Source organism: Amycolatopsis sp. NPDC043889, assembly GCF_056435645.1.
In genome coordinates this window covers 15,382-38,412 of sequence record NZ_JBWKEC010000001.1, presented here as the reverse complement: position 1 = coordinate 38,412, position 23,031 = coordinate 15,382, and the positions used below count along the sequence as shown (strand labels likewise).

The following is a 23,031-nucleotide window of genomic DNA, read 5'->3' as shown; positions in this document are numbered from 1 at the left end:
CCCCCTCTCGCCGGTACGCTGGGTTCGGGGTCGCCCCCCAGGGACGGGTGGGGGCTGCGTGTGGGGGCTGCGTGTGGGGCTTTCAAGACATCGGGTGCGGGTGCCCTGGGGAGGGCACGGGTGCCGGGAGGGTTGCTGTGGCTTTCGCAACAGCGGCGGCACCGTCAGCGGACAGGCGGCGGGGCCGTCAGGAGAAGCACCGGATCGGGGCGCCGTTGAAGGTGACCATGTCCGCCAGCGCGGCACCCAGGTCGATCGGCGCGCCCCACTCGAGACCGTCCAGTTCGGCATACGCCCGGTGCAGGTTCGCCGGCAGCCGCTCCTGTTCGGACAGTGCCGCGTAGGGCCCCAGATCCGCATCGCGAGCGGCCTGAAGCGGTGTCAACCCGGCGGCCTTCCCGTACGAAGCGAGTTTTTGCAGGAAGCCCAGGTATCCGTCGACGACGTCGATCGCTTCGGGGCCGCACACCGGCCCGTGGCCCGGCACGATCGTCTCCGGTTCCAGCTCGCGAACCAGGTCCAGCGCCTTCCGCCAACCGGCCGGTGAGCCCATCAAAGCGAACGGACTGCCGCCGTTGAAGATCAGGTCGCCGACGAACAGCACCCGCCGTTCCGGCAGCCAGACGAGGACGTCGTTGGTGGTGTGCGCGGCATGTCCGGGGTGGATCAGCTCCAGCCGGACGTCGCCGGCGTGCACGGTCAGCCGGTCGTCGAACAGCACCTCGGGCGGCCGCAGCTCCAGATGGCCCCAGTCGTTGCCGGTGAACGAGTTCTCGTAGGTGTTGATCCCGGTCGCGACCATCACTTCGCGCGTCTTCCGGTGCCCGACGATCGTTGCGCCGGTCGCCAGGTGGTTGCCGTTCGTATGGTCGCCGTGGTGATGCGTGTTGACCACGGTGGTCACCGGCGCCCCGCCCACCGACTCCGCCGTCGCCAGCAGCGCCCTGGTACGCCGTTCGGTGGAACAGGTGTCGATCACCACCGTGTGATCGCCCGCGGCGACGATCCCGCAGTTGTTGATCCACCACGAGCCGTCCGGCTGGACGTACCCGAAGACACCATCGGTGACTTGCCTGGCGAAGGGGGATTGGTCCACTCGGTCACTATGCCCGACCGGCGTGCCCGAAATGTGACGAGATCGATCCGCCACCAGGGTGACGTACCAGGTGACTGGTGTTTTCGGGCGTTTCCTGGAACGCTGCGCAATGTCATCATCGAACCCCTCAAGGTGAAGTACCCTGGGTGGGTTCGAGTATTCGCGCGCAGGACCGCGGGCAGCCGCGGTCCTGGTTATGTGGTCCGGGAGAGCAAGGCGATGGCCAGCACCGTCACCTCGCGCCGGAAGCAGCTCGGGAACGAGCTCCGGCATGCCCGCAACGCCGCGCGGATGACACAGCAGCAGGTCGCCGAGGTTCTCGGCTGCACCCAGGGCAAGGTCAACAAGATCGAGTCCGGTGCCGTCGGGGTCAAGCTCGGGGATGTGCGATCCATGCTGAACGCGTTCGGGATCAACGGCGACGAGGCCGACACGTTGATGAACCTGGCCCGCGCCGCGGCCGGGCAGCGCGGCCACTGGTCCGGCTACCGATCCGTGGTGCCGCACTGGTTCCGCACCTTCACCGACCTCGAACCCGCGGCCGCGGAGATCCTCACCTGGCACGGCGAGCGCATCCCCGGCCCGTTGCAGTCCGAGCACTACATGCTCAAGCAGTTCACCGAAGCGGGCGCCACCGACGTGACCTCACTGGTCCGCAACCGGCTGGACCGCAAGGCCGTCTTCGAACAGCAGCAGCCGCCCTACTACCGGTTCATCATCAGCGAAGGCGCCTTGCGCCGCGCTCCCGGCGGCTCCGCCCCGGCGGTGATGCTGGATCAGGTCGAGCATCTGCTGGCGCTGGACAGGCATCCGCGCGTGTATGTGCACGTGTTGCCGTTCGGCGCGCGGCTCGCCGCGGTGCCCAACGACTTCACCATCATGCGTTTTCCCGATCGCACCAGGGATTTCGTCTACATCGAACATTCCGCGGGCGGGTTGTACCTCGACGACGTCAAGGACTTCAACATCTTCGTCGACTCTTGGGACCGGCTGCGCGGCGCCGCGCTGGAGCGTCAGGAGACCCGGCAGTTCCTCAAGGAACTCGCCGAGCTGTACAGAACCCAGATGCAATCCTGAGATGGACCCGCGATTCCTGCCCGACGGCGTGGATCTCGAGCGGCCCAACGCCGCCCGGATCTACGACTGGGCGCTCGGCGGAACCGCGAACTGGGCGGTGGACAGGGAATTCGGCGAACAGCTGGTCAAGACCTTCCCGCTCATCCGCTCGCTCGCCAGGGCCAACCGCGCCTACCTCGGCCGCGCGGTGCGGCATTGCGCCGAGCATGGGGTGAACCAGTTCCTCGACCTCGGGTCCGGCGTGCCGACGGTCGGCAACGTCCACGAGATCGCCGACGACGTCGACGGCGACAGCCGGTGCGTGTACGTCGACAACGAACCGGTCGCCGTGGCGCACGCCAGGATCCTGCTGGAGAAGAACGGGAATCCCGCCAGGCACGCGGTGCTCGGCGGCGACCTGCGCGACGCGGACGACATCTGGGAACGCGCCATCGACACCGGCGTGCTCGATCCGGCGAAACCGGTGGCCCTGCTCACCGTCGCGGTCCTGCATTTCGTGCCGGACCCCGGGCTCCCCGACGTCATCGCGCGATACCGGCGCCTGCTGCCCGCGGGCTCCTTCTATGTCCTGTCCCACGTCACTATGTCCGGCGTGGAAGGTGACGAGCTGGACCAGGTCCAGCGCGTCGTGAAGCAGTACGAGCAGTCGAGCACGCCCGCGTCCTTTCGCGACAAGGGAGAGATCCTCGGTTTCTTCGGCGATTTCGACCTCGTGGCACCGGGTCTGGTCCCGGTCGGCGCATGGCGGCTGGACGACCCCCACTCGCCTGCGCTTAACTGCGCCATCGGCGGGGTCGCCCGCAAACCCGGTTTCTGACGAGGTGTGACGGTATGACGACGCAGCAGGACCCCGAAGTTCCCGAAGGTGTCGATCTCGAACGGCCCAACGTGGCCAGGGTGTACGACTGGTTCCTCGGCGGTTCGGCCAACTGGGCCATCGACCGCGAGTTCGGCACGCAGGTGCTGAAGCAGTTCCCGGAGGTCAAGACGTTCGCCCGCGTCGGCCGCGACTTCCTCGGCCGCGGCGTGGGTTACCTGGCCCGTCAGGGGATCACGCAGTTCCTCGACATCGGCTCAGGCGTGCCCACCGTCGGCAACGTCCACCAGATCGCGAGCGCGATCAACCCCGATTCGCGGGTCGTGTACGTGGACATCGAGCCGGTCGCCGTCGCGCATTCCCAGCTGCTGCTGGAACGGGAGGGGTTGCTCGGGCGGCACGCGGTCCTGCAGGGCGACGTGCGGGATCCCGCCGACATCTGGAAACGCGCCCTCGAGACCGGGGTGATCGACCCGCGGCAGCCGATCGGGCTGGTGCTGGTCGGCCTGCTGTACTTCCTCGGCCCGGAGGAGCCCGTGCACGAGATGGTCCAGCGGTACCTCGATTTCCTGCCGTCGGGTTCGTACTTCCTGTCCTCGCATCTGACCGAGGACGGCGTCACCCGCAAGGAAGGCGACAACCGGGAGAACGTCCAGGAGCTGTACAAGAAGACGAGCGCGCCGTTCCATCTGCGGTCCCGCGCGGAATTCGCCGCGTTCTTCGACGGGCTGGAGATGGTGGAGCCGGGCATCGACTGGATGGCCACCTGGCATCTCGACGAAGCGGATTCCCGGGCGAGCGACCGGTTCGCGGACGACCCGACCTTCACCGGCGGACTCGGCGGGCTGGGCCGCAAGCCCTGAGTGTCTGTAGGTGAACCCGCGTCCGCGATCGACGTCGGCAGGACGTGACCTGGTCTTTCAGGTTACGAAGGTGGTGAAGGGCGCCCTGCCACCGCGATAGCGGGGCCTTCGGCCGGGCGGGTTCACGTCTATGGCCACTTTCCGGACGAAACCTCAGCTCCGCCAACAGGCCCTGAGCGGTCAGGCCCGGCCGGTCAGATGCCCGATCAGGGGCGTCAGCTCGAACTGACCTTCGAGCGGCCGGCCGGTCCTGATCAGGTCTCGGTGCGCGCCGGGCGCGTCGACTTCGGAGTTCCACGGCGGCTGTTTGCGCAGCGGGGCCTGGATGAGGCTGAACCCGAACCGCTGACGCAGTTCGAGCCCGATGGTGCGGTGGTGCTTCGCCGAGGCCAGGCGTTCGTCCTCACGGCGGAACAGCAGCGTGGTGAGACGGACGGCCATGGCGGTCACACCCCCCGGCTCGGACGCGGCAACCGCGCCTGGTCGGCCGAACCGGCGAGGCCGAGGCAACGCTCACAGGGCATCCCCGAACCGACGGGTACCCATTCCAAGTGGTCGTACGGCATCGCGGCGCCGCAGCGGGCGTGCAGGAACTCGGGGTGCGAACCCCCGGTGTGCAAATCGAAGAGATGCGCGGAGCGGCGGCTTTCGCCCGCCGTCCCGGCCATGAGCCTGCCGACGGCGAGTACCGTCGCCGGCATGGTGTCCTGAATGATCACGCTGATCCTCCCCCACGAGGTCGGCGGTGGGTGGTCATGCGCCGCGGGGTGGGTGTCCCCGCCGGTCACCTGCCGTCGGTGGCCTGCCGGAACGGCGAAACTCCCTGCTGACGCACCCGGTGACGTCCGTCGCCGGGATGTCCGCGTACTGCGAGCGAATCACCAACAACCGAGCCCCGGCCGCTGCGATTAATCCTACTCCTGGAATAATCTTCATGTCGAGGGTGGGCGGAGTTGATCACCCACTTGGCCGTGCGGGATAGTCCCGTTGAGGCAGGGAGAAGCCGGGACGGTGACGGTTCGCGCAGGTCGCGGCCCGCACCCCCGACCGACGTTCGGAGGTACGACCAATGGCCGATTATCCATCGGCGGTGGATTACGATCCGACCACGGCCGTGTCGCTGTTCGACGACTCCGCGTGGGAGAAATCCTTCGCGAGTGAGCCCAACGGGGGGAACTGCGTCGAGGTCAATCTCGGCAGGGAAGGCCTGGTGGGGGTCCGTGACACCAAGCTGGCCCAAAGTCCCGTCTTCGTCTTCGATTCCGGTGAGTGGAACGCCTTCCTCGAGGCGGTCAAGGCCGGACAGTTCGATTTGAGCCCATGACGAAAGGCTCGCGTGCCCATCGGGACACGCGAGCCATCCGACCTTCGGTCACTTCGAGTCACACCGTGGCGGGGAGCCCGTTCCCGCGCAGCCTGGATTTCGTTCTGCGCCAGGCGACGGCGATCAGGACGGCGAGGACGATCAGCGGGATCAGGCTGATCGACCAGCTCACCGCCATCGGCGGACCCGGCTGTTCGAGCACCGCCAGATCCCGCAGTTCTCCCGTGCCCTTGCCCGCGGGGCCCTCGATCTCGAACCGGAACGTCCACGAGCCCTGTGTCTGCAGGGCACGGATGTCCAGCCCCCACACCTCCAGTTTCCGCGGATGCTTCGCGAGCGGCTGCGGACGCCCCAGCCGCCCGGTCTCCGGATTGACGAACGCGAGCGTCCCCGACTTGCCGGCGATCCCGTCGTCCGGGATGAACGTGAAGTCCAGCGATTGCATGGCGCGCAAGGGCCACGTGCTGAATCCGACCGTCATCCCGTACGGACCGACCTGGACCCGTTCGGTGTGGACGATGTTCACCGGTTCGTAGGCGTTCGCCGTGGGCGTGGTCGCGAACAGCAGACCGATCACCGCCGCCAGGGCCAGCAGTGTCTTACGCATGCGCGTTGTCCCCCTTCGCCGGGGCCAGCAGCCCCAGCATCCCGCCGAAACGCCACCCGGCGAACCCGCCGAGCAGCCCGGCCACCGCGCCGGCGGCGGCCGTCGCGAACACGACCGCCCACGGCATCCGGTCGGCGCCGTAGACGATCGCGTTCTGGATCGGCATGCTCGCGCCGACCAGGAGGCCGCCGATCGCGCCCGCCGGCACCGAAACGCGGCCCGCGGACCAGCCGCGTCGCGAAAGCAGATATACCGCCTCGAGCACGGCCGCGATGGGCAGCAGCGCCATCGGCATCATCGAGGGCATCGCGGGAACGCCGTCGATGTAGTCGCGCATGGGCAGACCGACGGCTCCCGCGTACGCCTCCGCGGCCCAGGGCGAGAACCACCACGTGATCGCCTGGATGACCGCCAGTGCCGCGGCGACCCGGACCGCGCCGCCGGGCCGTGCCCAGAATCCGGCGCCCGCCGAGACCAGCAGCACCGAAAGCAGCGCGATGCCGACGGAGACGACGTCGAGCCCGTCGACGTCGATCTGCTGCAGTCCCAGCACGGTCACCGTGCTGAACGCGATCAGCACACCGAGGCTGCCGACCACGCCGACGGTGCCCCAGCGGTGTTCCCGAGCGGCCGCGAACACCATGACCGTGCCGATGATGCTCAGCGTGATCGACAGCAGCAGCCCGATGTGCGGCGGCGAGTCGATCACCGCGTCGAAGCCGTAGAGGCCGTGCCACCACTGGTCCCACAGGCCGTACAGCAGGAACATCGCCGCGCCCGCACCGGTCACCAGGTAGCCGGCCGGTGCGGCGAAGACCTTGCCGAAGACATTGATCGCGCGGCCGCCGACCCTGGCATCGACCGGGCGGCCTGCCCGGCGCGCCGCCGTGGTCATCAGCACGACCGCGAGGCTCGCGAGCCCGGAGATCGCGCTGCCCGAATACAGGAACAGGTGCGGCATCGTGAAGAAAGTGTCCGGACCGACATCGCCGTGCCATTGGATGTCCCAGGTCAGCCCGATCAGCGAGATCACCGATCCGGCCAGCACCGTGCCCGCCGGTACGAGACCGGTGCGTTCACTTCGCGCCACCGAGACGGCCCTCGCTCCTCCCGCGGTGAGTTCCATACCCCCGACCTCTCTCTTTACTTGACCAGCAAAGGAAAAACGTGCTGCGTGGCGCCGGACGGCCCGCGCAGTGAAACGGTGATCTCCCATTGCCCCGACATCGGCAGCAGGACGTCGCCGGTGCGGAACCGGCCAGGCCCCTCCGCGATCGCGGGCGAAGGGGCGAGCGCGTGCCCCATCTGCGGCATCACGGGTTCGAGGGTGACGACGTCCGGCGTGGCGCCCGTGACGGTCAGCGCGAAGACATTCTCGCCTTGGTGCGGATCTTCGACCGACAGCTGCACCGTGTACGGGCCCTGTGTCGAGCGCTGGACCTGCGCGCCGCCGCTGCTCGGCCAGACCAGCCAGGCCACGATCGCCACCACGAGCACCGAGACGACGGAAATCAGCAGGACGGGCTTGCGTCTGTCCACGGTGGAACTCATTGCGGTACCCCTTCCTGCGGGACCTCGATCTGCAGGGGCACGGTCAGCACCGTGTAGTCGCGTTCGGCCTGCAACCAGATCCGGTACTTGCCGGGCGCGGAGAAGGTGTAGGTGAACGGGACGTCGGGCCCGTACGCGGCGACGGTCTCATCCGGCTTCCCCGGCATACCAGGGGATTGCGGGATCATCGAGTGCACATGGGCCCAGGTCGGCGCGGCAGCGGCATCCGCGCCGACCCGGCTGTCGTCGGTGATCGGGCCGACGACGATCAGGTGGCCGAGCATCCCCAGCCAGGGTTGAAGATCCGCTTTGCCGAACCGCGCGGTGATCGTGGTCGGCTTTCCCGGTTTGACCTCGACGTCGACCAGGTTTCCTTGCACGACTCGCTTTCCTGCTCCGGCGGGAACGGGTTCGGCGGCGGAATCCTTTCCGGCCGCGACATCCAGCGTGGTGCGGGCCAGTTGCACGCCGCCGCCTCGCCGGGCGAGTTCCGCGGCGACGGCGTAGGTCCCGGCCTCGGGCGGGGTGAACTTCACCCGGTAGTCACCGGGGCCGACCCGCACCGGATGCAGATGCCACAGCCTGCCTGTCGGCGAGATGACGACGAGATGGATCAAGGCGTTGTCGTGCACCAAAAGGTCGTCGACGGGGCGGCCGGTCGCGCCGTCGGCGACGGCGATCCGGACCTCGGCGAGACCGCCGGATCGCGCGTTCGGCGAGTGCGCGGCCAGATTCACCGGCGGCCGGGAGAAGTCCACAGTGGACATCTGCGCGTTCGCATACGGGTCCCGGATGTTGTCGATCGTCGGGTCCAGCGCGGTACCGGGCGCGGGCGGCGGCGGGGTGGACGCGGAGAGCATCGCGCCGGTGATCGCGACCGCGAGCGCGGCGACCATCCCGCCGGCGGGGATCAGCGCGAGCTGTGGCCGCTTGCCCCGCAGCGCGACGACGAGGCCGAGCACCAGGAACACGCCCGCGGCGACAAAACCGCCGAAGGTGGCCTTCTCCCACGGCGGGATGACCCTGGCCGGGACGATGAACGGGATCGACGCGGTGTCCGTCCCGTCGTCGAGGCCGAGCTCCCACGGCCCCGGCTGGTCCACCCGCAGCTGCGCCGCGTGGGCGCCGGGTTTCCCGTCCAGGCGGATCGTGGTTTCGGAAAACGTCGTCCCGGCGGCCGACGCGCGCAGTTTCAGTGTTCCCGGCGCGCTTCCGGTGTGCGTGACGACGTCGACGTGCAGCGGCCCGGGCGCGATGTCCATCCGCCGCAGGATGACCGTGAGATCGCGGGTGCCGAGCGTCTGCGCGACTTGGACGTCCGCGCCGCTCGACACGCCGTCCGCCTGGGCCGTGCCGCCCAGCAGAAAGGACGCCAGCGCGCAGAGCGCGAGTACACGGGCGATGACCAACAGCGTCGTGCGCCGCCCCCTCGGTGAATTCCCCATCCCGGTTGAAGTTAACGACGATGGTCCGGGAAAACGTCACGGTGCGGGGTGAACCGGGGTCCCCCGTAAAGGGGACGGCGTCCCTTACTCCGGTGGGGCAGGGCAGGGGGAATTCCCCCAGGTGACCCGGCCCCCAATACGGAACTCGCGTGCTTGACCCCGGAACTCGCGTGCTTGGAGCCGGAACTCGCGAGTTCCGGCTCCAAGCACGCGAGTTACGTCCCGAAGCACGCGAGTCACGTGTTCCCGCCCAGGTACCGGTAGGCGCGTGGATGCGCCCGGAACCAGACATTGAGCCTGCCGATCCGTCGCACGAGCGAAGACCGCAACGGCACCGGCACCAGCCCGCCGGCCAGCCGCACCACCGTGCGGAACCGGTCGAACCGGCGCTGGTCCCGGTCCGTCCACTGTAGACCGAGGCGATCCCGCAGCGCGGGCGGCAGCGTGGCGCGGATGACGAACATCTGCCCTTGGTGTTGCCGCCGCTGCAAGCGCACCCACCGATTGTCGGGCAGCCATCGCCACGGTTTCTTCACCGTGCGGATCGTTTCGAACAACGTCGAGATCGTCTCGTTCGGGCCGAAACCGTCGATCATTTCCGCGTAGTACCGCTCGAATTCCGGCCACGTCGGCGGCATGTCCTGCTCGCGCAGACCGAGGAGCCGTCCGACGTCGCACATCTGCGCGTAGTACTCGTCCAGTTCGGACGGGGTCATCGGGGTGCCGTAGAACCGTTGTGTGTCAACGGGAACCATGACGAGCGTGGCGTGCACCCAGGCGTACGCGCGCGGGTTGAGCGCGCTGTAACGGTGACCGTCGTCGACGCCGGTGAACGACCGGTGCAGCTCGCGCAGCCGGTCCGCCTCGTAGCGCGCGCCCTCGGGGCCGCCGTAGATGTAGATGGACAGCGACGCGGCCGTGCGCATGAGCCGGGTCCACGGATCTTCGACGTAGTCGGAATGATCCCGCACCCCGGCCGCGACGACCGGATGCGCGACTTGCAGCACCAGCACCTGGCCCGCCAGCAGCCCGGCCCGGAAGTCGCCGAAGTACCGCCACGCCGCCGTCCCCTTGACGATCGGCGGACCGCTCATGACGCGCCGCGGACGAGCATCATCAACGACTGCGCCACCCCGACGCCGTCGTCGCCCGTGGCCAGCCTGCGCAACTGGAGGCCGGCGATCAGCGCGACGACCGGGCCGGTCAGCCGCTCGGGGGACGGCACGCCGAGCGTTTTCAGGATCACCAGCGCCAGCTCGTCGTAGGCGGCGAAACACCGGGCGGCCGCGTCCTGGAGCCCGGGGTCGCGCGCGGCTTGCAGGTACAGCTCGTGCGCGCCGAGTTCGTCGGTGCCGAAGGGCAGCTGCGCGATGACCTGCTCCACCACCGACGCGGCCTGCTCGACACTCAAGCCCTGTTCGCGGTACGCGTCTACGAACCCGGTCAGCTTCGTGGTCTCTTCTTCGACGAACAGCAGCATCGCCTCGCGCAGCAACGCCGTCTGGCTGGGGAAATGGTAGGTCAGCGTGCCGAGCGAGACCTCGGCCTGCCGGGCGATCCGGCGGTTGGTCAGCCCGCCGACGCCCTGTTCCCCGACCACCTTGAGCGCGGCGTGGAGAATGGCTTCGCGGGTGTTCACCAAGCGGTCTCGGGTTTGCGGTCCTGCCACCGTTCGACCTCTTCCAGTTGCGCGGCCAGCGAGATCAGCCGTTCCTCGGCGTGCGAGGGGCCGAGCAGTTGCCCGCCGAGCGGCAGTCCTTCCCGGCTCAGTCCGGCGGGGACATTGACGCCCGGCCAGCCCAGCACGTTCCACGGCCAAGCGTAGGGGCACGCGGCGATCATGGCCTGGTCGGTCTGCCAGCCGGAGAGCGCGTCGAAGCTGCCGATCCGCGGTGGCGGCGTGGCCGTGGTCGGCGTGAGGACGACGTCCACCCGGCCGAACACCGAGCCGATCTGCCGTTGCAGCGATGGTTCCGTGGCGCGGGCGAGCCGCAGCGCCGGTCCGGCCAGCACCGAGCCCTGGCGGGCGTTGGCGCGCGTGCGCGGGTCGAGCCGCGCCTGGTCCGGCACGCGACGGGACCAGTCGCGCACGCCGACGAGCGAACGCGGCAGGAAGGTGAGGCCGATCAGCCGGTAGTCGGGTTCGATCTCGACGATCTCGTGGCCGAGTTCGGCGAACCGCTCCGCGAGCCGGACGACGGCCGCGTGCGCTTGCGGATCGAGCCGGGTTTTCGTTGCCGTGAAAGGGATCCTGGTGGAGAGCCCGATTCGCAGGCGGCCCGGTTCACGGCGGGCGGCCGCCTGGAACGCGGTGCCGGTCCCGGCGGCGACGTCGAGCAGCAGGGCCGCGTCGGCGACGGTGCGCGCGAGCGGGCCGACCACGGTCAGCCCGTGGAAGAGTTCGCGTTCGGTCGGGACGCGGCCGCGCTGCGGTTTGATCCCGACCAGATCGGTCCACGCGGCCGGGATCCGGATCGACCCGGCCCCGTCGGAACCCAGCGCGGCGGCGATCACCCCCGACGCGATGGCCGCCGCCGCGCCGCCGGAGGAACCGCCCGGGGTGCGCTCGGTGTCCCACGGATTGCGGGTCGCGCCGAACGCCGGGCCTTCGGTGAACGGCCACTGGCCGAGTTCCGGGGTGTTGGTCTTGCCGATGAGCACCGCGCCCGCCTCGCGGAGCGCGGCGACAGGCGGGGAGTCCGCCGTCGCGGCGGCGAAGTCGCCTTCGCAGCCGAACGCCGTCGGCAGGCCGGTGACGTCGAGGTCGTCCTTGATGGCGGTGGGGACGCCGAGCAGGGGAGCGGTCTCGCCGGCGGCGAGACGTCGGTCGGCTTCCTCCGCCTCGCGAAGGGCTTCTTCGGCGCGAAGGCATTTGAAGGCGTTGAGAACGGGCTGACTCGCTTCGGCCCGCTCCAGCGCTTGACGGGTGAGTTCGACGGAAGTGACCGCGCCACTGGCGAGCAGCGAGGCCTGTTCGGCCAGGCCGGTGAACGCGAGGTCCGGTTTCGAGGTGGTCATGATTCCCCCTGCGCGTCTCGTTCGTTCAAACGAACGATACCACCGGGTAGCTTCGGTGTGGTTACGTGACTTTCATGAACTTCGATCGCTTCCCCCGCGTCGACCTCGGCGGCTACCCCACGCCGCTGCATCCCGCACCGCGGCTGGGCGAGGCCCTCGGCCTGCCGAACCTGCTGCTCAAACGGGATGACGTGCATCCGCTCGGGGTGGGTGGGAACAAACTGCGCAAACTCGAGTTCCTGCTCGGCGCGGCGATCGAAAAGGGCGCCGACACGGTGATCACGTTCGGCGCGCTTCAGACCAACCACGGCCGCCAGACCGCCGCGGCCTGCGCGAAGCTCGGATTGCGATGCGAGCTCGTGCTGACGGCGAAGGTCCCCCGCGAAGGCGACGCGTACGAACGGTCCGGCAACGTCTCCCTCGATCATCTCTTCGGTGCGAACGTGCACATCTGCCGCGACGGCGAGGAGACCGGCAGGACCTACGAGCGGCTGATCACCGAGGCCGCGGCCGAGGGCCGCGAGGTGGCCACGTTCCCGGTCGGCGGTTCCGACGGCGTCGGGGCGCTCGGGTACGTCGCGGCCGCGCGGGAGATCGCCGGGCAGCTCGGTGAGCTGGGCATCACCAAGGCGCGGCTGGTCGCCCCGCACGCCAGTGGCGGGACCTCCGCCGGGCTCATCGTCGGAACGGCGGACATCGATTGGCTGACGCTGGACATCGCCTGCGTCAGCCATCCGGTCGACGAGGCCCTCGACAACCTGGCCGACCTCACCATCGCGGCCTCCGTGCTGCTCGGGAGCGAGCCGCCGTCACTCGACGGCCTGCGCATCGACGACCGCACGATCGGTCCCGGTTATGGGATCCCGACCGCCGGGACGTGGGACGCGGTGCGGCTTTTCGGCCGCACGGAAGGGATCGCGCTCGATCCCGTGTACACCGGCAAAGTGGGCGCCGCGCTGATCGAGTGGGCCGCCGAAGGCCATTTCGCGCCCGGCGAGCACGTTGTCTTCCTGCACACGGGCGGTCTGCCCGGCCTCTACGGTTACGCCCCCGAATTCGCCGACGCGGTGCGCCGCTGACGCGACCTTCAGCATCCCGGCGATCAGGATCACGTGCGCCACCAGCGAAACCCGCTGCATGACGCCGACCGGCGCGATGTCGGTCAGTGTCATGAAGAACGGGATGTCGGACAGGCGCACGAAGATGAAGCTGAGCCCGAAGACGATCAACCCGGCGGCGCTTCCCCACGCCAGGCGGCCGACCAGCTTGGCCGCGGGCGTGCCGCGCAGGTTGTCGCGCAGGGTGAACCCGGCGGCGGGCAGGCTGAGGAACGCGATGAGGCAGGCGTACAGGTGGATCTCGCCGCTGACCGGATCGGGGAATTCGGGGTAGCTCGCCGGGAAGATCGCGGCCGCCGCCAGCCCGAGTGACCACAGCACGAACAGCAGTTTCGTGGTGCGGCTGAGCGGGATCCCGGCCGCGGCCAGCGCGCCGAGCGCGGTGAGCGAGCCGATGGACAGGGAGAGCACGCTGGCGCCGAGCATGCCCGTGCCGCGATCGACGTAGGCGTAGCTGGACAGCGTGTCGAACACCGGATCGCGTGAGCTGATCAGGTGGAGCACGACCATGGTGAACAGTGCCCAGCCGATGGCCGCGCCCGACGCGATCAGCCAGGGCTTGGTCCGCGATCTCTCCCCAGGGAACGTCATGCGTCCAGCGTGCTCGCGCGGGCGCGGATTTCCGATCCGGGAAGCCCCCGGTTTTACCCTGGGGCTACCCCGAAGTCGACGAGTACCAGTAGCTGGTCATCGTGCCTTTTCGCGCGGGGCCAGCGCTCGCCGTCCGGGTCCTGTTTCTCCGCCGTGCGCACCGCGTCGAGGACGGCGTCCGGGCCACGCTCCCGGCTGATGGCGAGCACCTCGGGCCAGTCGAACAGGTCGTATTCGTCGACACCGATCGCGACGCCGTCCGTCGCCAGCAGCAGGGCGTCGACCTCCGAGCGCGGCCAGCTGCGGCGGATGGCTTCCGCGGCCGCCTTCGGTTCCGCCTCGGCGACCCAGAAGCCGCCCGGAGCGTTGCGTTTCGCGCGGACGTCGGCGCCGGTGCGGAGCTGGCCGCGTTCGCGCAGCGAGACGAGCCTGTCGTCGGTCAGCGGGTCGGTGCCGGAAGGCCCGAAGGCGATGATCGGGCTGTCCGCGAGTACCAGCCCGTCGACGGTGTCGTCCGTCCAGCGCGCGATCGCGACCGTGCTCGACGGCGATCGTCCCGGTTCGAGGCCCTCGCGGTGGGCGACGTCGGCGATCGACTCGGCCAGCAGCACCGCGAGATCGGCCTGGGGTTCCGCGCTCAAGGCCCGCGACAGGCTGTGCACGAGCAGACTCGCGTACCAGCCGCCGGACGGCAGATCCGGCCGCGGTGCGGTCGCCCCGTCGAGCACCACCACGGCGTTGCCGAGTACGGCGACATGGTCTTCGGTCGGGCGCGTCGCTCCGTCCGCGCCTACTCCGTCCCTTTCCGCCACTGCGATTTCGACCATGACCCGACCCTAACTGTCAACCGAGGTTGACGCGGACGAGATGTCAACGTAGGTTGACGTCATGACCGAAGCGACAGATCTGGCCGCGCGAGCCGGCGACCGCGATCCCCGCGTGGGATTGCGCGCCGTCGCCGCCTTGCGCCGGCTGTTGGAACAACTCGAAGCCGTGCAGGTCCGCAGCGCGCGGGTGCACGGCTGGTCCTGGCAGGAGATCGCGGCCGAGCTGGGGGTCAGCAGGCAAGCGGTGCACAAGAAGTACGGGAGGCACTGATGTTCGAACGCTTCACCACCGAAGCCCGCGAAGTCGTCGTCGGCGCCCAGCGCGTCGCGTCGGACGAGGTGTCCGGGAACGTCGACCCGCTGCATCTGCTGACGTCCCTCGCCCGGCACACCGGCGTGCTCACCGCACTGGGCTGCCCGGCGGACGAACTGGCCGACGACCTCCGCCGCGTCCGGCGGCGGGGCGGGATGAGCGACGCCGATGTCGAAGCCCTGAGCGGGTTCGGCATCGACGTCGAGCACATCGTCGAGCGGGTCGAGCAGCGCCACGGCCCCGGCGCGCTGACCGGTGGCCGTCGTGTGGGGCGCGGTCATCGGCCGTTCACGCCGGAGGCGAAGAAGGTACTGGAGAAGAGCCTTCGCGAAGCCATCGATGTCGGCAGCAAGCGCATCGAAGGCGAGCATCTGCTGCTCGCGCTGACCGCTGTCCCCGGTGTCGCGGCCGACGTGCTCGCGCAGCGGGGCATCGACTACCTCGCCGTCCGGCGGCTGCTTGAGCAACGGGAGGCCAGCTGAGGAGCGCCGCCGGCTCACGCGAGTCCCGGCGAGCGGCTAGCCGGCGGAGCGCTCTCGCCAGATGACGTACGGCAGGAAAGCCTGCGTCAGCGGTCCGATCGCGAGCGCGTAGAGGACCGTGCCGACACCCACGGTGCCGCCGAGCAGCCAGCCGGCGACCAGGACGGTGATCTCGATGAGCGTCCGGACGAGGCGGATCGACTTGCCCGTCCGGGCCGAGAGGCCGGTCATCAGCCCGTCGCGCGGGCCGGGGCCGAGTCGCGCGCCGACGTAGATCGCGGCGGCGAGGCCGTTGAACACGACCCCGGCGACGAGGTTGAAGATCTGCCAGCCGAGCACGTCCTGGTCCGGCAGGAAGACCCGCACGAGGTCGACGGTGAGCGAGATGACCACGACGTTGGCCGCGGTGCCGATACCGGGCCGCTGCCGCAGCGGGATCCACAGCAGCAGCACCAGGACCGAAGCGATCGCGGTGACCGTGCCGAACGAGAGACCGGTGATCTTCATCAGCCCTTCGTGGAGCACGTCCCACGGGTCAAGGCCGAGTCCCGACCTGGTCAGCATGGCCATACTGCCGCCGTAGAGGGCGAGTCCGCCGACGAGCTGGATCGAGCGTCGGGTGGTGTCCTGGGAGATGCCGACGGGCCTGAGGTCGAGTTTGAGTGCCACGGGTCCACCATCAGGGGTAAGTGGCTACCTTGACCATGACCAATCTGAAAGAATTGGCCTTATGGAACCGCTGATTCCGCTGACTGGACGCGTTTCAGGCACAAAATTGGCCCTTTTGCTGGGAAGTTGGCGGCAGAGTGGTTCTCGACACGGTGCCGCGGATCTCGCGGCGGCCGTCGAGCTGCTGGTCCTCGACGGCAGGCTCCCGCTCGGCACGAAGCTCCCGGCCGAACGGGAACTCGCCGACGCGCTGGAGGTCAGCCGCACGCTGATCGGCGCCGCGCTGGACAAGCTGCGGGCCGACGGCCTGGTCGCCAGCCGTCGCGGTGCGGGCTCGTGGATCGCTTCTCCCGGCGGCCGGGGCCGGGACGCGATCCTGCCGACCGGCGAGGACCTCATCGACCTCGCCCAGGCCTGCCCGCCCGCTGTCGCCGGCCTGGTCCCGGCCGTGGACGCCGCGCGGAAGGCGCTGGTCGACCACCTCGGCGAGAACGGCTACCAGGTGCGCGGCCTGCGGGTCCTGCGTGAGCGGATCGCCCGCCGCTACACCGAACGCGGGCTGACGACCAACGCCGATCAGGTGATGGTCACCAACGGCGCGCATCACGCGTTCGTGCAGGTGCTGCGGATGCTGGCCGGTCCGGGCGACCGGGTGCTGGTCGAGCAGCCGACGTACCCGAACTCGCTGGAGGCCATCGGCGCCGCGCACGCCATCCCGGTGCCGGTGCCCCTGGATCCGGCCACCGGCTGGGACATCGTCGGGATCGAGGCCGCCTTGCGGCAATCCTCGCCGAGGCTCGCGTATTTCGTCGCGGACTTCCAGAACCCGACCGGCCTGCGCATGGACGCGGACAGCCGTCAGCGCCTCGCGGCCGCGCTGAACCGCGCCCGGACCCCGGCGATCGTCGACGAGACGCTGGTCGAGCTGGACCTCGAAGGCGATCCGGCCGACGGGCCGCCGCCGCTGGGCGCGTACCTGGGCGACCTCGGCATCACGATCGGCTCGGCGTCCAAATCGCATTGGGCGGGCCTGCGGCTCGGCTGGATCCGCGCTTCCGAGGACGTCATCGGCAGGCTGATCGCGGCCCGGTTCGCCGTCGACCTGGGGTCGCCGGTCTTCGAGCAACTCGTCCTCGCCGAACTGCTCGACGACGGCGGGGCCGCGCTGGCGCACCGCCGTCAGGAGACGCTGGCGCTGCGGGACGCGTTGACCGGGGCACTGAACTGGTACTGCCCCGAGTGGACGTTCACCGTACCGCGCGGCGGGCTTTCGCTGTGGTGCCGTCTGCCGGAGCCGATGAGCACGCGGCTGGCCGTCGCCGCGGCGGGGCACGGAGTGCAGGTGGCGCCGGGCTCGCGGTTCGGTGTCCACGGTGGACTGGAGCGCTGGCTGCGGCTGCCGTACGCGCTTCCGGCCGAACGGCTTTTCGAGGCCGTGCGGCGGCTGGGCACGGCCGCCGCTTCGGTGGCCGCGACCCCCGCCACGGCCGCCCCGGCCACCGTCCAGGTCACCTGACTCTCCGCATTTCGTCCTCTGAATGCGGTACTTGCACGCGCAACTACCGCATTCAGAGGACGAAACGCGGGGCTGGAAACGGAAATAGCCGGTGCGCCGGCGGGGCGGCCGATGCTCCAGGGAGGGCATCGGCGCCGCGCGACCAGCGCACCGGCTATCCGGCCCGCCCCAAGGCCGAAACCTTGGGACGGGCACCGCGGCGGTTACCCGGCACAGCCCCTCGACGTGCCGGGAACCGCCCGCGGTTCAGGCGGGCTTCGAGCTTGACCGGCTCCTGCTCGGCGCGGTGAGCAGAAGCCCCCGAAGTCCACCCGGTGCTGGTCCCGGCGCCGCAGGGGCAGCGCGGCGCCGGGGCCGGGATCCGAACCGGCCGGGCGCGGTCGGCCGTTCGGGAAGACAAAGGGGATGCCTGAACGAGGGCAGGCGGAAAGCGGCTTGTGCCAGAGGAATCAGCGGACGTCGAAACCCGAAGTTGATCTTGGTTTGGACGAGGTTCTCCCCGGCGACCTGGTCAGGTCAGTCGGGGGAGGTGGCGGGAAGCGCGGCTTCCCTGCCGGTGCGCTCGCCTTCGTGGTCGCAGCCGGTGCCGATGAGCTTCAGCTGCGTGGCGGGCATGCCGGAGTCGAGCACGGCGAGCGGCCCGCGGCCGCCGCCGGTGTTGTCGTGCCCCGGCTGGGCGGTCGTCGTGGGCGCGATCGGAGCCACCGGGGAGTTCGGCAGGCCACCGCCGCCGCCGCTCGAGCCGCCGCCGTCCGGGGACGCGTGCGTGTCGGATTCGGCGGGCGCGGGCGGAGCGGGCTTGGCGTCGGTCTTGACCTGGACGGGCAGGGTGACGCGGTGGTTCTGGCTTGCCGTCGCCGGAGCGGGACTCTCGACGGGAACGACCGGGCGCGGGGCCGGAGTGGCAGGCGCGGGCACCTTCTCCGTGACGGCCTTGGCCGGGACGGCGATGGTGACCGAGCCGCTCGCCGACTCGCCGGAGCCGCCGCCGAAGACGGGGTCGAGCATGTCGCCGGTGCCCGGCAGGATCACCGGGGCGCCCGTGCCACAGCACGGTTCCGGCGTGATGATCGGCGCGACTACCTGGTCGCCGATTCCGTCGACGACCCCGCCGACGGTGTGGACGACGCCGCCGACCGTGTTCGTGACGACATTCAGCACGCCGCCGATGAGGCCGCCCAGTAAGCCATTGGACGCCTGGGTCTCTGCGGTTTTCGTGGCCGGTTCCGAAGAAGTACCCGCCTCTTCCTCCACAGTGGCCTCAGGCTCCTCGTGCACGACGGGAGCGGGCTCTTCCTGGGAGGATTCAGCGGTCTCAGTGGGTTTCGCGGTCTCGGTCGCGGTGGGGTCCGAAGTGGACTCCTGGGGAGTGGTCGTTTTCCCGGACCCGGTTTCGTCCGCGGGCTGGACCACGGAGGTCTCCGGCGTCACGGGTGCCTGTTCGTCGGCTGAAGCCGGGGTGCTCAGCACGGCGCCGAGGATCCAGCCGGTGAGCACAAGCCCGCCCGCGAAAAGGATTCGCTTCGGGGCGGTGAGGCCGCCACGGCGCACGACTGCCGTACCACTCACAGCAATCACCACCGTCCGCGCCTGAAACCCACGTTTCCCGCGTGAGTTCGATCTTGCTTGGGGTCTCTTCCGGCCAGGTCGCAGTTCCCCCGGGGCTGCACCAGTTTTAGCACCGGAGGGGAGTGTTTCACTTCAGCCGCCGTCGATCCAGCCCGTTAGGCGGAACGACGCAACCGGCTCCGGTGCCTGGAGTACCGGAGTTGATCACTCTCGGTATGTGCCCGGCGGCCATCCGGTGAGAGGTGGAACTACTCAAATCCTCGGTGACCTGACCTTTTCCGGATCCCTGCTGCGGTGCGTGCCGTCGAAGTCGCGTTCGGTGAGCGGCTCGGCGGACGCGAGCCGCCGGGAGGGAAGGGTCCGGGATGTGGGACGTGAACGCGCTGTCGGCGGCGGTGCTCAGGACGCTGAAGGCGTATCGGCTGAGCGAAGCCGACGCCAGGGACGTCTGTCAGGACGCGTGGCTGGAACTGCTTCGTGCGCCTGGCGCACTACGCGACGAAGCGAAGCTCGGTGCTTGGCTGACGACCACCGCGCGGCGCCGCGCGCTCCGGATGATCACCAGGACCAGGCGCGAAACGCCGCGCCCGCTGCCCGACGAGGAGACGACCCCGGAGGCCGAGGTCGTCCGTGCCGAACGTGATCGCGCGCTCTGGGCGGCGGTCGATCGCCTGCCGGACTCGCATCGGCGGATGATGCGGCTCCTCGCGTACCGGCCGGAGCTGTCCTACGCCCAGCTCGCGGGTGAGCTGGACATCAGTCCGGCCAGTGTGGGCAGGCTGCGAAGACGGTGTCTGGACCGGCTCAGACGGACGCTCGAAAAGAGCGGCTGGGCGTGAACATCGGACGAGTCACCGAAGTTTGCGCAATCGGGTGACCGCTTCGTCGATGACCTCGTTGCGTTTGCAGAACGCGAAACGCAGGAGGTGTTTCCACTCTTCCGGGTGATCGGTGAACACCTTTACGGGCACGGCCGCCACGCCCACCCGTTCGGGGAGCTCCCAGGCCAGTTCCGCGGCGTCGTCGAACCCGAGCGGCCGGACGTCGACGCAGACGAAGTACGTCCCGGCGGTCGGCCGGACCGCGAACCCGGCTTCCGCGAGCCCCGCCGAGAGCCGGTCCCGCTTGTCCTGGAGGCTCGTACGCAGGTCTTCGGCCCACGGCAGTTCGTGGTCCAGCGCGTGGGCGACGGCAGGCTGGAACGGGCCGCCCGAGACGAAGGTGATGAACTGCTTCGCCGCCTTCACCGCCGCGACCAGTTCGGGGCTCGCGCAGACCCAGCCGATCTTCCAGCCGGTGCAGTTGAACGTCTTGCCCGCGCTGGAGATCGAGACGGTCCGGTCGCGCATACCGGGAAAGGTCGCCAGCGGCAGGTGCTCGGCGTCGTCGAAGACCAGGTGCTCGTACACCTCGTCGGTGATCGCGATCAGATCGTGCGTCACGCAGAGCGCGGCGACGGCTTCCAGCTCGGCGCGGGTGAACACCGTGCCGGTCGGGTTGTGCGGCGAGTTGATCAGGATCGCCCTGGTCCGGTCGGTCACCGCGGCGCGCAGGCCCTCGATGTCCAGCGCGAACCGGCCGTCGCGTTCCACCAGGCCGACGACACGCCGCTCCGCGCCCGCCATGGCGACCGCGGCCGCGTACGAGTCGTAGTAGGGCTCGATGACGATGACCTCGTCACCCGCCTGCGTCAGCGCGATCAGCGACGCCGCGATGGCCTCGGTGGCGCCTGCGGTGACCAGGATCTCCGTGTCCGGGTCGTACGCGGTGCCGTACCGCAGCCGGTGCCGCGCGATCGCCGCGCGCAGTTCGGGACGCCCCGGTCCCGGCGGATACTGGTTCGCACCCCCGAACAGCGCGTTCTTGGCGGCGTCGAGCATTCCGGCGGGCCCGTCGGTGTCGGGGAAACCCTGGCCGAGGTTGACGGCTTCGTGACGGACGGCCAGTGCCGTCATCTCCGCGAAGATGGTCGACGTGAAGGGCTGGAGGCGGGGTACGAGGACAGGTTCGCGCACGATCAGCCATCCTCACGGACAATGGCGGTGTGGAGCAACTGACGCCCGCCAAGGTGACCCCAGCCGATCCGCCCGGTGGAACCGCCGCCGAGGAGGAGAAGCGCCGCGGCCTGCGCAAGATGAAGATGGTCGCGCTGTCGTTCCTGCTCGGCGCGACGGTGATCTTCCTGCTGACCAGCTGGGCCGAAGCCGCGGGCTGGCCGGCCTGGGTCGGCTACGTCCGCGCCGCCGCCGAAGCCGGGATGGTCGGCGCGCTCGCCGACTGGTTCGCGGTGACGGCGCTGTTCCGGCATCCGCTGCGGATCAAGATCCCGCACACCGCGATCATCCCGAACAAGAAGGACGCCCTTGGCAGCAGCCTCGGTGACTTCGTCGGCTCGAACTTCCTGTCCGAGTCCGTGATCCGCGAGAAGCTGAGCCGGGTCGCAGTCTCGAAGCGGCTCGGCGGCTGGCTTTCGCAGCCCGCCAACGCGGAGCGGGTGACGTCGGAGCTGGCCACCGTCGTGCGGGCGGCGGTCAAGGTGCTCCGCGACGAAGACGTCCAGGCGATCATGGAACAGGCCGTGGTCAAGCGGATCGTGGACAAGCCGTGGGGTCCTCCGCTCGGCAAGATCCTGGCCGGCGTGTTCGCCGACGGGGCGCACCACAAGCTGGTGGACCTGATGTGCGACCGCGCCTACGAATGGGTGCGGGACAACCACACGACGATGCTGCGCGTGGTCTCGGACCGGGCGCCGAGCTGGTCGCCGAAGTTCGTCGACGAGATGCTCGCGGACAAGGTCTACGGCGAGGTGCTGTCGTTCGTCTGGGCGGTGAAGACCGACGTCAACCACCCCATGCGGCTGGCGCTGGACAAGTTCCTCGGCGAGTTCGCCCAGGACCTGCAGACCGACCCCGAGGTGATGGCGCGCGCCGAGCAGGTCAAGTCCCAGATGCTGGGGCACGACGAGGTGCAGAAGCTGATCGGCTCGGCGTGGGCGACGGCGAAGGAGATGCTGCTCAACGCCGCCGAGGACCCGTCGAGCGAACTGCGGCGCCGTGTGCGCACCGGCCTCGAGACCCTCGGCGGGCGGCTGGTCTCCGACGACCACATCCGGTCCAAAGTGGACACCTGGGTGGAGGGCGCGGCGGCCTACGTGGTCACGCACTACTCCAAGGAGATCACCACGATCATCACCGACACCGTGGAGCGCTGGGACGCCGAGGAGACCTCGCGCAAGATCGAACTCCAGGTCGGCCGGGATCTGCAGTTCATCCGGATCAACGGCACGGTGGTCGGCGCGCTCGCCGGGCTGGTCATCTACGCGGTCGCGCAGCTGCTTTTCTGAGCCGCCGCGCTTATACCACACTCCGGAGGCCTCACTGGGAGTTGTCCACAGGAAGTGGAGTCATCCCCAGGGTTATCCACAGCTTTTCACGTTTTTGGCCTAACGGTGTGCACAACCCCTGGGGGTAACTCGGGGGTGGGTGACACCAGAAGTTGTGGTCGCGCGTCCCCGGCGGGTCACGACGCTTGCCGGATCTCGCGTGCTTGAAGCCGGATCTCGCGTGCTTGGAGCCGTGACGCCCCCAAGCACGCGAGATCCGCCGTTCAGGTCGAGATGTCCGCCGTCCGCGCCCGCCAGGCCCGCGCCTTCTCCCGGTTCCCGCAGGCCCGCATCGAGCACCACGTCCTCGACCGGTTCCGCGATTCGTCGTAGAACGCCCACAGGCAGTCGTCCGCCGGGCAGATCTTGAGCCGGATCCATTCGCCGAGCACGGTCAGCCGGGTCGACGCCGCCATCACCGCCTCGCAGACCGTTTCCGAGACCAGTAGCGGGCCTTCCGGGCCGAGGACGATCTCCGCCGGCGCGCGCAGGCCGGGCCGTGGGAGCCGCGGGTCGCCGATCGCGGCGCGCAGCGCGTCCCGGGTTTCGCGCGCGGCCGCGGGGGTATCCGCGCGAAGCCGGTGATCCCGGGCCCAGTGCTGCCAGGACTCCAGATCGTCCAGGAGGTCGGTGCCGCGTTCGACGTTCACCGTGTTCAGAAACTCGACCACCAGGGACGCGTCGGTGTTCACCTCGCCCAGTGTACGGGCGAGACCGGTTGTCATCGGCTCCGATAACCTTCATACTCATTTCACTGGTTACTCGA

25 protein-coding genes and 1 pseudogene are annotated in these 23,031 nt (G+C 69.5%); 10 read left to right on the top strand and 16 right to left on the bottom strand.

The genetic code is table 11. The features are described 5' to 3' along the window. Window positions 1-187: 187 nt before the first annotated feature. Window positions 188-1,096: an MBL fold metallo-hydrolase gene (locus tag AC0685_RS00230; protein ID WP_478223575.1), complete on the bottom strand. Its 909-nt coding sequence runs from the start codon at window positions 1,094-1,096 to the stop codon at window positions 188-190. A gap of 219 nt (window positions 1,097-1,315) precedes the next feature. Here AC0685_RS00230 and AC0685_RS00225 point away from each other — a divergent pair, with 219 nt between their 5' ends. From AC0685_RS00225 to AC0685_RS00215, 3 genes are read left to right on the top strand one after another with little or no spacing between them, the layout of a single operon-like run. Then, on the top strand, window positions 1,316-2,173 hold the full coding sequence (locus AC0685_RS00225) for a helix-turn-helix domain-containing protein (protein ID WP_478223574.1): 858 nt from the start codon (window positions 1,316-1,318) through the stop codon (window positions 2,171-2,173). Window position 2,174: 1 nt separating this feature from the next. Next, window positions 2,175-2,990: an SAM-dependent methyltransferase gene (locus tag AC0685_RS00220; protein WP_478223573.1), complete on the top strand. Its 816-nt coding sequence runs from the start codon at window positions 2,175-2,177 to the stop codon at window positions 2,988-2,990. Window positions 2,991-3,004: 14 nt separating this feature from the next. Then, on the top strand, window positions 3,005-3,853 hold the full coding sequence (locus AC0685_RS00215; RefSeq protein WP_340686807.1) for an SAM-dependent methyltransferase: 849 nt from the start codon (window positions 3,005-3,007) through the stop codon (window positions 3,851-3,853). A gap of 180 nt (window positions 3,854-4,033) precedes the next feature. Here AC0685_RS00215 and AC0685_RS00210 read toward each other — a convergent pair whose 3' ends face one another. Then, a complete protein-coding gene (locus AC0685_RS00210; RefSeq protein ID WP_478223572.1) occupies window positions 4,034-4,294 on the bottom strand; it encodes a hypothetical protein in 261 nt (86 codons plus the stop codon). A 5-nt stretch (window positions 4,295-4,299) separates the two neighbouring features. Then, window positions 4,300-4,572 carry a hypothetical protein gene (locus AC0685_RS00205; RefSeq protein WP_034310462.1) on the bottom strand — a complete coding sequence of 91 codons (273 nt, stop codon included), beginning with the start codon at window positions 4,570-4,572 and terminating at the stop codon, window positions 4,300-4,302. A gap of 350 nt (window positions 4,573-4,922) precedes the next feature. Here AC0685_RS00205 and AC0685_RS00200 point away from each other — a divergent pair, with 350 nt between their 5' ends. Then, window positions 4,923-5,177 carry a DUF397 domain-containing protein gene (locus AC0685_RS00200; protein ID WP_478223571.1) on the top strand — a complete coding sequence of 85 codons (255 nt, stop codon included), beginning with the start codon at window positions 4,923-4,925 and terminating at the stop codon, window positions 5,175-5,177. A 58-nt stretch (window positions 5,178-5,235) separates the two neighbouring features. On the opposite strand, the gene AC0685_RS00195 is transcribed toward AC0685_RS00200, so the two are convergent. From AC0685_RS00195 to AC0685_RS00165, 7 genes are all read right to left on the bottom strand, one after another. Then, a complete protein-coding gene (locus AC0685_RS00195; RefSeq protein ID WP_478223570.1) occupies window positions 5,236-5,784 on the bottom strand; it encodes a hypothetical protein in 549 nt (182 codons plus the stop codon). Continuing rightward, window positions 5,777-6,910: a hypothetical protein gene (locus tag AC0685_RS00190; RefSeq protein ID WP_478223569.1), complete on the bottom strand. Its 1,134-nt coding sequence runs from the start codon at window positions 6,908-6,910 to the stop codon at window positions 5,777-5,779. Before AC0685_RS00190 ends, AC0685_RS00195 begins: the two co-directional genes overlap by 8 nt. 17 nt (window positions 6,911-6,927) lie before the next feature. After that, window positions 6,928-7,335: a FixH family protein gene (locus AC0685_RS00185; protein WP_478223568.1), complete on the bottom strand. Its 408-nt coding sequence runs from the start codon at window positions 7,333-7,335 to the stop codon at window positions 6,928-6,930. Further along, window positions 7,332-8,780 (bottom strand): hypothetical protein, encoded by a 1,449-nt coding sequence (locus AC0685_RS00180; protein WP_478223567.1) that lies wholly within the window; start codon window positions 8,778-8,780, stop codon window positions 7,332-7,334. Before AC0685_RS00180 ends, AC0685_RS00185 begins: the two co-directional genes overlap by 4 nt. Before the next feature lie 236 nt (window positions 8,781-9,016). Then, entirely contained in the window at window positions 9,017-9,874 is an 858-nt protein-coding gene (locus tag AC0685_RS00175; RefSeq protein ID WP_478223566.1) for an oxygenase MpaB family protein, read from the bottom strand. Then, window positions 9,871-10,419, bottom strand: a complete 549-nt coding sequence (locus AC0685_RS00170; protein WP_478224421.1) for a TetR/AcrR family transcriptional regulator — start codon at window positions 10,417-10,419, stop codon at window positions 9,871-9,873. Before AC0685_RS00170 ends, AC0685_RS00175 begins: the two co-directional genes overlap by 4 nt. Further along, window positions 10,416-11,798 carry an amidase gene (locus tag AC0685_RS00165; RefSeq protein WP_478223565.1) on the bottom strand — a complete coding sequence of 461 codons (1,383 nt, stop codon included), beginning with the start codon at window positions 11,796-11,798 and terminating at the stop codon, window positions 10,416-10,418. The genes AC0685_RS00170 and AC0685_RS00165 overlap by 4 nt, the downstream gene beginning before the upstream one ends. 74 nt (window positions 11,799-11,872) lie before the next feature. Between AC0685_RS00165 and AC0685_RS00160 the strand changes: the two genes are divergently transcribed. Beyond that, entirely contained in the window at window positions 11,873-12,877 is a 1,005-nt protein-coding gene (locus AC0685_RS00160) for a D-cysteine desulfhydrase family protein (RefSeq protein WP_478223564.1), read from the top strand. A gap of 78 nt (window positions 12,878-12,955) precedes the next feature. Here the strand turns inward: AC0685_RS00160 and AC0685_RS00155 are convergent. Both AC0685_RS00155 and AC0685_RS00150 read right to left on the bottom strand, forming a co-directional pair. Then, window positions 12,956-13,426: pseudogene (locus tag AC0685_RS00155) on the bottom strand (DUF998 domain-containing protein); the annotation flags it as partial. 134 nt (window positions 13,427-13,560) lie between these two features. Beyond that, window positions 13,561-14,334, bottom strand: coding sequence for a protein phosphatase 2C domain-containing protein (locus AC0685_RS00150; protein WP_478223563.1), 774 nt, complete (start codon window positions 14,332-14,334; stop codon window positions 13,561-13,563). 61 nt (window positions 14,335-14,395) lie between these two features. Here AC0685_RS00150 and AC0685_RS00145 point away from each other — a divergent pair, with 61 nt between their 5' ends. Both AC0685_RS00145 and AC0685_RS00140 read left to right on the top strand, forming a co-directional pair. After that, the gene (locus tag AC0685_RS00145; protein ID WP_004559389.1) at window positions 14,396-14,605 is read left to right on the top strand and encodes a sigma factor-like helix-turn-helix DNA-binding protein; all 210 of its coding nucleotides are present in this window, start codon (window positions 14,396-14,398) and stop codon (window positions 14,603-14,605) included. Beyond that, the gene (locus AC0685_RS00140; protein WP_478223562.1) at window positions 14,605-15,129 is read left to right on the top strand and encodes a Clp protease N-terminal domain-containing protein; all 525 of its coding nucleotides are present in this window, start codon (window positions 14,605-14,607) and stop codon (window positions 15,127-15,129) included. Before AC0685_RS00145 ends, AC0685_RS00140 begins: the two co-directional genes overlap by 1 nt. 36 nt (window positions 15,130-15,165) lie before the next feature. On the opposite strand, the gene yczE is transcribed toward AC0685_RS00140, so the two are convergent. Next, window positions 15,166-15,798 (bottom strand): membrane protein YczE, encoded by a 633-nt coding sequence (gene yczE, locus AC0685_RS00135; RefSeq protein ID WP_478223561.1) that lies wholly within the window; start codon window positions 15,796-15,798, stop codon window positions 15,166-15,168. A gap of 61 nt (window positions 15,799-15,859) precedes the next feature. On the opposite strand from yczE, the gene yczR reads away from it, so the two are divergent. Further along, on the top strand, window positions 15,860-17,314 hold the full coding sequence (yczR, locus tag AC0685_RS00130; protein WP_478223560.1) for a MocR-like transcription factor YczR: 1,455 nt from the start codon (window positions 15,860-15,862) through the stop codon (window positions 17,312-17,314). Window positions 17,315-17,830: 516 nt separating this feature from the next. Here yczR and AC0685_RS00125 read toward each other — a convergent pair. Next, window positions 17,831-18,883 carry a hypothetical protein gene (locus AC0685_RS00125; RefSeq protein WP_478223559.1) on the bottom strand — a complete coding sequence of 351 codons (1,053 nt, stop codon included), beginning with the start codon at window positions 18,881-18,883 and terminating at the stop codon, window positions 17,831-17,833. A 365-nt stretch (window positions 18,884-19,248) separates the two neighbouring features. On the opposite strand from AC0685_RS00125, the gene AC0685_RS00120 reads away from it, so the two are divergent. Then, the gene (locus tag AC0685_RS00120) at window positions 19,249-19,722 is read left to right on the top strand and encodes a sigma-70 family RNA polymerase sigma factor (protein ID WP_478223558.1); all 474 of its coding nucleotides are present in this window, start codon (window positions 19,249-19,251) and stop codon (window positions 19,720-19,722) included. 12 nt (window positions 19,723-19,734) lie between these two features. Here the strand turns inward: AC0685_RS00120 and AC0685_RS00115 are convergent, their stop codons facing one another. Next, window positions 19,735-20,898: a pyridoxal phosphate-dependent aminotransferase gene (locus AC0685_RS00115; protein WP_478223557.1), complete on the bottom strand. Its 1,164-nt coding sequence runs from the start codon at window positions 20,896-20,898 to the stop codon at window positions 19,735-19,737. A 29-nt stretch (window positions 20,899-20,927) separates the two neighbouring features. Between AC0685_RS00115 and AC0685_RS00110 the strand changes: the two genes are divergently transcribed. After that, entirely contained in the window at window positions 20,928-22,226 is a 1,299-nt protein-coding gene (locus AC0685_RS00110) for a DUF445 domain-containing protein (RefSeq protein WP_478223556.1), read from the top strand. Between the two features lie 263 nt (window positions 22,227-22,489). On the opposite strand, the gene AC0685_RS00105 is transcribed toward AC0685_RS00110, so the two are convergent. Further along, a complete protein-coding gene (locus AC0685_RS00105) occupies window positions 22,490-22,990 on the bottom strand; it encodes a CGNR zinc finger domain-containing protein (RefSeq protein ID WP_125678940.1) in 501 nt (166 codons plus the stop codon). Between the last annotated feature and the right edge of the window lie 41 nt (window positions 22,991-23,031).